Source organism: Rhizobium giardinii bv. giardinii H152 (assembly GCF_000379605.1).
Classification (GTDB): Bacteria; Pseudomonadota; Alphaproteobacteria; order Rhizobiales; family Rhizobiaceae; genus Pararhizobium; species Pararhizobium giardinii.
Window position 1 is genome coordinate 125,886 of the sequence record NZ_KB902668.1, and the last position, 10,692, is coordinate 136,577.

The window sequence follows — 10,692 nt, forward strand, 5'->3', positions numbered from 1 at the left end:
CGCGACGCTCGCTGCCGCCTCACGAACTGGATACTGCTGTATGACGTCTGCACAACTCGACCGTAAACTTTCCGTCAGCCAGCGGCTCGGCACTCTGGGGTTGGCTGCCTTCATCGGCTTTGGCTCGATGCTGGCTGTTGGCTGGTATCAGAATTCGCATGTCAGCGAGGCGCTCGACAACGCCATCATCGCGCAGGATGCCATCAAGAACGCCGGAACCATGCGGCTTGCCAGCGTCGAGCTGACCCTGGTGGCGATGGATACGATCGTCGATCGCGAAGAGCGCCAGGTCGCGCCGGAACGGGTGAAGGCGATTGCTGATCTCACCTCAGTGCTGGAGGCCGGAAAGCCGGCGGCAATAGAATTGGCCGCATCGCTCGGCAAGCCGGAGATCATGGCGTCGTTTGCGGCCGATCTCGCCGAGATCACCAAGGCCATTCGGGTGGACCTGAAGAAAATGGTGGAAGAGGGCGCAGCCGGCGACGCCTACGGCGCGATCGACGATACGATTGATGGCGCCGGCGCGCGCATGGCTGCGTCGCTTGGGAAATTGTATGAAGAGGCTGGCCTGGCGCTTGCCGCGCGCGTCGCCGACGCAACCGAGCGCTCACACGAATCGGTTCTGTTCCAGATTGGCGTTGGGCTCTTTGCCATGGCGTCGCTTCTGGGCATGCTCTATTTCCACGGCAACGTCCTTCGCCGTGGCGTTTTTGCCGTGCGGGACAGCATGCAGCGCATCCTGAAAGGCGACTATGAAACTGCGGTAGAGGCGGTCAATCGCAGCGACGAGATCGGTGAAATGGCCCGTTCCGTCGAGATGTTCAGGGCAGCCGCCGTCGAAAAGCGCGATCTTGAACGGTCGGCTGCTGCCAGCCGCAGCGAAAATGAAGCCGAGCGCGCGGCGGGCGAAGCAGCCCGCGCGGAAGAGGCCCGGCAGGTGCAGTCTGCGGTTGCCGCGCTTGGGCAGGGTCTGAACCGCCTCTCCGAAGGCAATCTGACGGCAACGATCGACCAGCCGTTCCGCGGAGATCTCGAAACTCTGCGCCAGGATTTCAATCACACGGTCGAAAGGCTGCAGAGCGTGCTTGCCAGCGTCCGCGAAAACAGCAGCTCGATCCAGTCAAACAGCCAGCAGATGCGCGGCGCCGCCGACGATCTTGCCAAGCGGACGGAACAGCAGGCGGCCTCACTCGAAGAAACCTCAGCGGCGCTCGACCAGATCACCGTCACGGTGCGCACCGCCACCCAGCGCGCCGAGGAGGCGAGCCAGATGGTCGGCGAGACGCGCACCAATGCGGAAGAATCGGGCCGTATCGTTCGCGAGGCGGTCGAAGCCATGGCCCGGATCGAAAACGCATCGTCCGAAATCGGCAAGATCATCAATGTGATCGACGAGATCGCCTTCCAGACCAACCTGCTTGCGCTGAATGCCGGTGTCGAGGCTGCCCGTGCCGGTGAAGCCGGCAAGGGGTTTGCCGTGGTGGCGCAGGAAGTGCGCGAGCTCGCCCAGCGGGCAGCGGGCGCTGCCAAGGATATCAAGGTTCTGGTCGGGCGCTCCAGCACCGAAGTCGGAACAGGCGTACGCCTGGTGCAGGAAACCGGCGAGGCGCTCGGTCGCATCGGCACGGATGTGGTGCGCATCAACGAGCACATGACCTCGATCGTCATGGCCGCCCGCGAGCAGTCGACCGGTCTTCAGGAAATCAACACTGCCATCGGCCAGCTGGACCAGATGACCCAGCAGAATGCGGCGATGGTCGAGCAGACCAACGCCGCCAGCCATACGCTGGCGCAGGATGCCGAAGGCCTGACCGCGCTGATCGGCCAGTTCAAGCTCGGCGGCGGCGTGTCCGCCCCGCAAATCCGTCAACCGGTTCGCGTCGCCACATCGGCCACGGCGCGGCCGGCGCCATCTCCCGCCAAGGCCTTGATGGGCAAGCTGGCGGGCGCCTTTAACAGCCCTGCGTCGTCCGTGCCGAAGGCATCGGGGTCCGCTGAAAACTGGGAAGAGTTCTGATCATGTCAAACGCAATCAAGCAGTCCGGTGCCTATCTCGAAATCGTTTCGTTTCACTTGGGCGATCAGGAATTCTGCATCGACATCATGGCGATCCGCGAAATTCGCGGATGGGCGCCGGTGACGCCGATGCCGCATACGCCGCCCTACGTGCTCGGTCTCATCAACCTGCGCGGCGCCGTCATCCCGGTCATCGACATGGCCTGCCGCCTCGGCATGAAGATGACCGAGCCGTCGGAGCGCTCGGCGATCATCGTCACCGATATCGCCGGCAAGCTGGTTGGTCTCCTGGTCGAGCAGGTTTCCGACATGATGACCATCAAGAGCGAGGACCTTCAGCCGGCGCCGGAGATCATTCCGGAGGCACAGCGCGCCTTCTGCCGCGGCATCGTCGCACTGGAAAAGACCATGGTCTGCTTCCTCAACCTCGACACGGTCATTGCCGACGAACTGGCACAGGCGGCCTGAGCTGTCATTGACGAGAAGGGGAGGCACCGCGCGGGAAACCGCGCGGTGTTTTGCTGCGTTCGTGGTAGATTGATCGTCGGCAGAGGCAGCTGGTTTTTCCCGACACTCCGTTTATTGTGCGATGCGAAATACGGGCGCCGTTCTCTGCCCGAACCTGTTGTTGCAATGTAGGAGACTACCGTGAAATGCCTTCTGCTCGTCGATATCCAGAATGGCTTTTGCTCGGGGGGCAATCTTGCCGTCCCGCATGGCGAAGATGTGGTGCCGGTCGCCAACCGGCTGATCGCCGAGGGCAGGTATGATCTCGTCGTCGCCTCGCAGGACTGGCACCCCGCCGATCACGGCAGCTTTGCCTCGCAGCACCCCGGAAAGAAGCCTTTCGAGATGGGCACGCTGAACGGCAAGCCGCAGATGCTGTGGCCGGATCATTGCGTCCAGGGCACTCGAGATGCTCAATTCCACCCCGGCCTGAACTTCGCAGGCATCGACCACGTCCAGCGCAAGGGCGAAAACCGCGAGGTCGACAGTTACTCTGCCTTTCGCGACAATGATCACGCCGCGCTGACCGGGCTCTCCGGCTACCTCGCGCGGGCGCGCGTCGGCACGCTCGATATCTGCGGCCTGGCCACCGATTATTGCGTCAAGGCGACGGCGCTCGACGCAAAGGCGATGATGCCCGGCGTTGACGTGCGGTTCATTGCCGATGCAAGCCGCGGCATCGATCCCGCCGGCGTGCAGGCCGCAACTGCCGAAATGGCAGCTGCAGGCGTGCGCATCATGACGTCCAGGGATGTGCTCGCAGAGCGATGACGCGGTCTACTTCGGCGCGCCGTTCTTCCATGTCACCGGCTGTCCGAAAAGCGGTATGGTCGAGATCGACATCTTGGCGGAACCGTCGGTCAATTCGCGCGAATGGGCGAGATAGATCAGTGTATTGTTTTTCTTGTCGTAGATGCGGTTGACGACGAGCTTCTTCCAGATCAGCGAAAGCCCTTCGCGAAACACTTCCTCACCCTCCTGGCCGAGATCGATGTCGCCGATCGTCACCGGCCCGGTCTGGCGGCAGGCGATCGAGTTGTTGGAGGGGTCCTCGAACCAATTGCCCTTTCTCAGACGGTCGATGACGCTGCGGTCGAAATAGGTGACATGGCAGGTGACGCCGGTAACCTTCGGATCGGTGACCGCATCGATCAGGATATCGTTGCCGAGCCAGTCGACGCCGACCTCGCCGACGGTTTCAGCTTGCGCGGGCAGGGATGCGACACTTGCCGCGATAAGCGCGCAGGCGGTGAGAAGACGAAGGGGAATCGGCATCGATTGTTCTCCAGAGACGGTATCCCTGACATAGTATGGCCGCTTGACAATGCAAGCCGCATGGCCGGGCAGCGCCGGTATCAGCCAACGTTCGACAGGGGCTGTGCCGAGGTGACTGCCATGGCCGCCGCCCGCATCTGCGCGGCGGCACCGGCCAGCGCCCGGGCGCTGGCTGCGGAAGCCGCTTCCAGGCTGTTGGCGATACTCAACCGGTCGCGTCCCGTCGCCTTGGCTTCGTAGAGCGCAAGATCCGCCTGCATCATCAGATCGGCCAATGCGCCGCCAGGCTCGGCGATGGCAATGCCGATGCTGACCGTCAGCGGTATCGCCCTGCCTTTGCCGTTGCTGGCTGGCGTTGTTCTGACCGCTGAACAGATCGCCTCGGCGAGGGCGACCGCTTCCGGGCGGCCGACGCCGGTCAGCACGATGCCGAATTCTTCGCCGCCCAAACGCCCCAGAAAGCCACGGCCGGCAAGTGTCTGTTTGACAATCCTGGTGAAGTGTCCAAGCGCCGCGTCGCCGCCAGCGTGGCCGTGCTGATCGTTGATCTGCTTGAACCTGTCGAGGTCGAGCAGCATGAATGCGGTCTGGCGCCCAAATCCGGCGGCGGCGTTGGACATTCGCTCGCATTCGGCCATGAAGGCCCGCCGCGACAGGGCGCCCGTCAGTTCGTCATGGGCGATCAAATGACGGAGATTGGCAATCACCCAACCGTGCAGCAGCAGGACGACGCCGAGCAGGAACAGCGGGATCATCAGGTGTCGGGCAGCCACGAGCGCCGTTGCCCATATCTGCGGTTCGATGCCGCTGCCCAGGTCGGTGGCTACGCCAAGGACCCGAATGGCGTGCAGGGCAGCCACTGCGAGGGCGGACAGCCAGCAGAACAGCACATACGGGGCGATCGCCTTTTGCCCCGACCAATGGCGCAGGATCGTGACACCGGTGAGAAAATAGACCAGCCCTGCCAGGGCGCCACTGAAAGCGAAAGACGGTTCCGGATTTTCGAACACTTGAATGAATACGCCGAGGACAATCATCGTGCAGGCAAGGGTTGCGACGAGCAGCGTCGATCCGAGTGGCCTCCGCCCGAGGAATTCGCGAAAGCCGTTCAAGGCGGCCAGAGACGCAGTGACCATCAGCGTCGATCCGACCACCGCATTGAACCAGGGCGGCGTCGCCGTCGATGCCAGGCTGGCGCCGGCGCAAAGCGTCGAGAAAACGCAGGCGAGGATGAAACTGCCAACACCCGGCGCGCCGCTCTTGCGCAGTAACAGCAGCACGGGAAACATTACCGCAAGGGAAATGACTGCGATGGCGGAAAGAAAACTCATGGGGCGAATTCCTGCCGGGCGGCGCTTAAAAGGTTTGGTCCGTTTGCGCGGATAAGCCTGAATTCGTAGTCATGGCACTTTAATTTTTCCGGCCGAAATTCGCTGCAATTTTATCCAAACCGGTTACTTCCCCTCAATTTCCACTGCTCTTCACACATCGAGGGAGGATTGTCGTCGGCTACCGCAGATTTAGGCGTCGCAAGCCCGAATGCGCGTCATCGGCGAGAGGTCGACCTGGCATCGTGAAGCCTGCCGCACCTTTTGCACTCTGTGGAAACTGCAGGCCGAGCATTGCAGTCATGGCTGAGAAAAAAACCGCCCACCGCTTCGCGTCCATAATATCGCCAAAAATTAAGGTTTGAGACCAAGCGCAGATGCAGCCTCTCGAACCTTGGGTTCCGTGCTGCTGTCGATGCATACCGCATGTCCGCTGGACCATGATGTCGTGGGCGGGGAGGGCGCAGCCTTCTTCGCCTTTTTATATGCCGCAATTGCTGCCCGTCTTCCCGCCTCTCCCTCCTCGTTCGTTCGAGGGCCAGCGTAAAGGAATTGGTTACCATACTTTGTCATTCTTCTGATCGATCGGCATGCCCGGGAAAGCGCAGAGTTTGGCGCCCCTCAAGCATTGGACCGGCCTCCTCGGCAATGCGTTCCGTTGCCTTCGGATTGTGTAATGCGTTTTGGGTAACGAGTATCATGGCGTTTGCGGTCGAAAAGTTCAGTCATGTCGCCTCATCCGGCAAACCGGCAGGCCGCTCGAAAAAGGCGTATTCTCTCGTTTCCGGAGCGACCTTTATCGGTGTTGGTATCGCCGCGGCGGTCTGGATGATTGCGACCTTCGCGGCCATGCAAAGTATGGGGCCGTCGCTGCCGTCGGATAAAAATCCGCGCCTGGAGGCGTCCCTGGGGCTGAATGCGATCGTGCGCGCTGCCCCACAGCAGCAGCGCCTGGTGCGGCTTGCCAAATTCTCGCGGCTCACAGTCCTGCCTCGTATCCATCTGGCCTCCAGGCTTGTCCCGCAAAAGAGCATTGCGGCCGTTGCCTTGACGAAGCCCCCTGTCGACTTTATCGAAAAGACACAGGTTCTGGCGCTGGCGAAGGCGGCTGCGGCGAAGGGCGACGAGGTGATCACCGGCTCGACGCCCATGGTGGCCAATGCGCTCGTTGAAAACGTCTCGCTCAAGGAAGGCTTGGGTAAGCCCTTCAATCTGGTGATGCAGGAACCGGCCTCGTCGCTGAATGGCATGCTCCCGGATTTGGGGCCGCTGCCGCTTTCGAAGCCGAGGAACCTTGCCGACAGCGCCCGCAAACCTGCCGATGGTACCAAGCCGGCGACCAGGGAGCTTGCCTACGCAAAGCCGGGCCTTCCCATGGACGATGGGGACGAGGCTCGTCCGACCTTCCGCGGCCGCAAGGGTGTCGCCTACTACGATATCTCGGCCGGCGTGGTTTACATGCCGAACGGCGAGAAGCTTGAGGCGCATTCCGGCATCGGCAAGATGCGCGACAATCCCGCCTACGTCCATGTCAAGATGAAGGGCCCGACGCCGCCCGGCACCTATAGGGTGACGATGCGCGAGGCGCTGTTCCACGGCGTCGAGGCCGTGCGTCTGACGCCCGTCAACGGTGTAGCGCCGCATGGCCGCGTCGGTCTGCTTGCCCACAGCTATCTCCTGCGCAACCGGGGCGACTCGCACGGCTGCGTCGCCTTCGAGGAATATCCGCGCTTCCTCAAGGCCTTCAAACGCGGCGAGATCACGCATATGGTCATCGTCAACAGCATGAAGGGCGGCTTCTCCGCACCGAAGAAGACGCTGGCCTCGCTGTTTTCGAAGGGCGCGTAGACGCTGCTTGCGGCCGCATTGACGTCTGCGGATGCGCGAGACATATAAATTACGATATGCTAATGTGCCTCCCTCTCGAGGAGGGGGAGATGTTTGCTCCAGATCGGGTTGTTGTCGCCGCGTTCAGTGTTCTGCTCTCCGCCGCAACGCCGTCCGTTGCCGCGCAGTCGATCGGCAAGGCCGTCCACATCAAGACGGCTGTGACGGGGGCGAGCGGCGAGCTTGCGGTCGACGATCCGGTCTATCAGGACGAACGGATTCGCACGTCCAAATCCGGGCTCGGCCAGTTTGTCTTCCGGGATGGCACCAAGCTCGCCGTCGGCTGGGGATCGTCCGTGGTCATCGACAAGTTCGTCTTCGACGGCTCGCGGTCGGTGAAGAAGCTCACCGTCAAGGCGGCCAAGGGCACGTTTCGCTGGATCAGCGGCAATTCCAAGCATGCGGCCTATGAGATATTGACGCCAGCCGGAACAATCGGCGTTCGCGGCACCGCCTTTGATTTCTACATCGGTGCCGACGGCACGACGGCGATCGTCCTGCTGGGCGGATCCGCCAGCTTTTGCGGCCCGGGCGGCTGCAGGGAACTGACGCGGCGCTGCGACTGCGTGGTTGCCAAGCCCAACGGCAGCCTGACCGATACCAGCAAGGTCGATCGCGGCATCTTCGACACGCTCGGCAATACCAAGGCGCTGCCGTTCCTCTCGGGCAATCAGAAGCTTTCGGGCATTGGCGGCAGCGGTTGCGGCCTTGCGAGCCTTGCGGTGCCGCAGGACAAGCCGCCACTCAGGGCGAAACGCGCTGCTCCCGTCAAGCCGATCGTCGAACCCGACGACGACCGGCCGCCGGATGACAAGCCCGACAAGCAGCCGGACGACAAGCCGCGCGACCACGATAAGCCCGACAAGCCGGATGACGAAAAGCCTGAAAGGCCGCGCGACCGCGACAAGGGCCACCGGCATCATGATCGCGACGGCCACAGTGTCGACGACGGCAGCCAGCATCACGGCGACCACGACGACGGCTATCACCGCGGCCGCGACAAGGACCGCAGCGACGGCGATCGTCGCGGCCATGACAAGGACCGCGGCGACAAAGGCCGGAAGGGCAAGTGACGGGCGGGGCGTCTTTGCGGATCTGACGTCGACGATGCTGCTATCTTGCCAGGATAGGCTGACCTGCCGGGGGCGGTACCCATAGGCTGGCTAATGCAGCGTCTTGCCGCCCGGAAGGACGTGCGGCGGTGCGGCGGGACGTTGGAGAAAGTGGTCTGCCCTGCGCGCGATGCGGCGATAGAACTCCGCCAGATCTGCCGACAATCCCCCGCTATGGCTTTTTGCTTCGCGCAGGATTTCGCGAGCGGCCGGCGATTGTGCCGCCAGCGCGTCGATCAGCCGCCCGTGGACATGCTTCAGTGCGGCAAAGCTGGCCGACGCGGCCAAATCCTCGTCGCCGACGACGGCGAAGGTGCGGGTCCGCGTGCTCTTGCCCTTGAGGGCGAGCGCGCCTGCCTCGAGCAGGGCATAGCGCGGCGCCAGCTTCGCCGTGCTTTCCGAGACGAGGATATCGAAACAGACATCCTTGCAGGCAGCCTCGATGCGGGCTGCGACATTGACCGTGTCGCCGACCGCCGAATAGTTGAAATGGGTTTCCGCCCCCATGTTGCCGACGCAGGCAAGGCCGGTATGGATGCCGATGCCGATGCCGACCGTCTGGCCGTTGCCAAAGCCGAAGGCGTCCTGCGCATTGAGGCGGGCCAGCGTTTCGCGCATGGCCAATGCGGCGTGAACGGCCTTGGCCGCATGGTCGCCGACATCGACGGGCGCGTTCCAGAAGGCCATGATCGAATCGCCGATGAACTTGTCGAGGGTCCCTTCATTGGCGATGATGTGGCCGCTGAGGGCGTCGAGGAACGTGTTGAGGAATGTGACCACGGCGGTCGGCGCCAGCCGTTCGCTGATCTCGGTGAAGTTGCGGATATCGACGAACATCACCGTCAGTTCGCGGTCGTCGCCGCCGAGACGCAGGGCGTCCTGCGTGTGCTCGATGCGATAAAGCAGCGAGGGGGAGAGATAGTGGCCAAAGGCCAACCGGACCTCGCGGCGTTCCCTGTCGATCACCAGGAAGCGGAACGCGGTGGCCGCGAAATGAGTGATCGAGCCGCTGACGATCGGTGCCAGCGGATCGAGGAGCAGGCCGCCGTAGAGGAACGCGAGCCAAGAGGCGGCAAGGGCAAGCGCCGTGACCAGCAGACCGCAGACCAGCGCCATGGCGGGGCTGACAAAGGTGGTCAGGAGGACGAGCAGGATGCCGGCCACGGCAATCGACAGGATTTCGAGGCCATCGGCCCAGTCGGGCCGCGAGAGAAAGCGCCCGGAGAGGATCTGCTCGACGATCTGCGCCTGGAGCGAGACGCCGGGTACGTTCTGCCCGAGCGCGGTCGTGCGAATGTCCTGCAGGCCCGCGGCCGAGGTGCCGACGAAGACGATGCTGCCTTCCACGGCCGCACGTGTTTCAGGCGACACGCCTTTTTCGGCCAGTACCTGCCGCGCCGAAACATACCTGTCGGCCCTGTCGGGGGTGAGATAGAGCCAGAGCGCGCCTGCGGCGGTCACCGGCACGACGAAATCGCCGATCCTGATCAGGGTGATGGTGTCTGGAATATCCGCAGCATTGGCCAGCACGTAGGTCGAAGCGCCGAGCGCCACGCGCAGCGCCTCGATGGCGAGGTTCGGATAGAGCTGCCGCCCGTCGCTCAGCAGCAGCGGCACGGTGCGCACCACAGCTGACGGATCGCCGGGATTGAGACTGATATGGCCGATGCCGGCGGCATTGGCCTCAAGCTGCGGCCGCAGCGGCGTCGCGCCGGTGATGCGGGGCGGCGCATGGAAGGGCGGTTCGCCCGTGAAGGCAAAGCCGGCCTTGACCTCGGGCCGGGCGCTGCCATCGTTGGAGAGCGCAAAGCCGAGCACGACCGGCTTTTCGGCAATCGAGCGGGCGAAGATCTCGTCATTGTCCGGCAGCCGCGCAACGATTAGGGGATCGACGCCGACGACATCGCGCATGACCGTGCGTGGCGACAGGCGATCGGGTTCGGAGAAGAGGATGTCGAAGGCGATCGCCGCTGCACCCATTTCCGACAGCCGGTCCACCAGCCTGGCCATGCGGTCCCTCGGCCACGGCCACTGGCCGAATTCCTTCAGCGACGCTTCGTCTATGTCGATCACCCGCACCGGCAGGTCCTGGAACGCTCGCGGCGCAATGCGCTGATACTCGTCGAATGCCACTTCGCGGGCCTGCCGCATCAACTGCGGGTCGCTCGCCCGCAGGATCGTCAGGATCGCTACGATCACCAGACCGACAATGACGCCAACTTGCTGCGCGCGTGTCATGACTACGCCATCCGCCCTCCGACAGCGGAGCCTAGCACAACCGGCGCCGATGGGGAAAACAAGGGTTCGGCCCGCTTGCTCCGGTGCGGGCGCAGATTCTTGTTTGTTGCTGGGGCCTCCTCTTCGGTGTCGGCATCCTCGGGTCAAGCCCGAGGATAAAGAGCGGGAGCCAACCCATGTCTGCGCGTTGGGTCTGTGTGTGGATCCTCGGGTCGAGCCCACTGCTGTCCGGTTTAAATTTCTAGACACGGTGCATGACATTGATTCTACTCGTTTTCAGACGTTTCGCGGCGTTCTGGACACGAATTGGAGATCAATGTCATGCCCCA

The 10,692-nt window shown here is 63.1% G+C and carries 8 protein-coding genes; 5 read left to right on the plus strand and 3 right to left on the minus strand.

Annotated elements, in window-relative coordinates:
- Window positions 1-40: 40 nt before the first annotated feature.
- From A3AY_RS0115155 to pncA, 3 genes are all read left to right on the plus strand, one after another.
- Window positions 41-2,017, plus strand: coding sequence for a methyl-accepting chemotaxis protein (locus A3AY_RS0115155; RefSeq protein ID WP_018326506.1), 1,977 nt, complete (start codon window positions 41-43; stop codon window positions 2,015-2,017).
- A 2-nt stretch (window positions 2,018-2,019) separates the two neighbouring features.
- Window positions 2,020-2,484, plus strand: a complete 465-nt coding sequence (locus A3AY_RS0115160) for a chemotaxis protein CheW (RefSeq protein ID WP_018326507.1) — start codon at window positions 2,020-2,022, stop codon at window positions 2,482-2,484.
- A 180-nt stretch (window positions 2,485-2,664) separates the two neighbouring features.
- A complete protein-coding gene (pncA, locus tag A3AY_RS0115165; RefSeq protein ID WP_018326508.1) occupies window positions 2,665-3,294 on the plus strand; it encodes a bifunctional nicotinamidase/pyrazinamidase in 630 nt (209 codons plus the stop codon).
- Window positions 3,295-3,300: 6 nt separating this feature from the next.
- Here pncA and A3AY_RS0115170 read toward each other — a convergent pair whose 3' ends face one another.
- A complete protein-coding gene (locus tag A3AY_RS0115170) occupies window positions 3,301-3,798 on the minus strand; it encodes a CreA family protein (RefSeq protein WP_018326509.1) in 498 nt (165 codons plus the stop codon).
- 80 nt (window positions 3,799-3,878) lie between these two features.
- Window positions 3,879-5,129, minus strand: a complete 1,251-nt coding sequence (locus tag A3AY_RS0115175; protein WP_018326510.1) for a GGDEF domain-containing protein — start codon at window positions 5,127-5,129, stop codon at window positions 3,879-3,881.
- Between the two features lie 696 nt (window positions 5,130-5,825).
- Here A3AY_RS0115175 and A3AY_RS35370 point away from each other — a divergent pair.
- Window positions 5,826-6,974, plus strand: a complete 1,149-nt coding sequence (locus A3AY_RS35370; RefSeq protein WP_018326511.1) for a DUF2778 domain-containing protein — start codon at window positions 5,826-5,828, stop codon at window positions 6,972-6,974.
- Window positions 6,975-7,063: 89 nt separating this feature from the next.
- The gene (locus A3AY_RS0115185; protein WP_018326512.1) at window positions 7,064-8,086 is read left to right on the plus strand and encodes a FecR family protein; all 1,023 of its coding nucleotides are present in this window, start codon (window positions 7,064-7,066) and stop codon (window positions 8,084-8,086) included.
- A 90-nt stretch (window positions 8,087-8,176) separates the two neighbouring features.
- Here the strand turns inward: A3AY_RS0115185 and A3AY_RS0115190 are convergent, their stop codons facing one another.
- On the minus strand, window positions 8,177-10,363 hold the full coding sequence (locus A3AY_RS0115190) for a CHASE2 domain-containing protein (RefSeq protein WP_018326513.1): 2,187 nt from the start codon (window positions 10,361-10,363) through the stop codon (window positions 8,177-8,179).
- Between the last annotated feature and the right edge of the window lie 329 nt (window positions 10,364-10,692).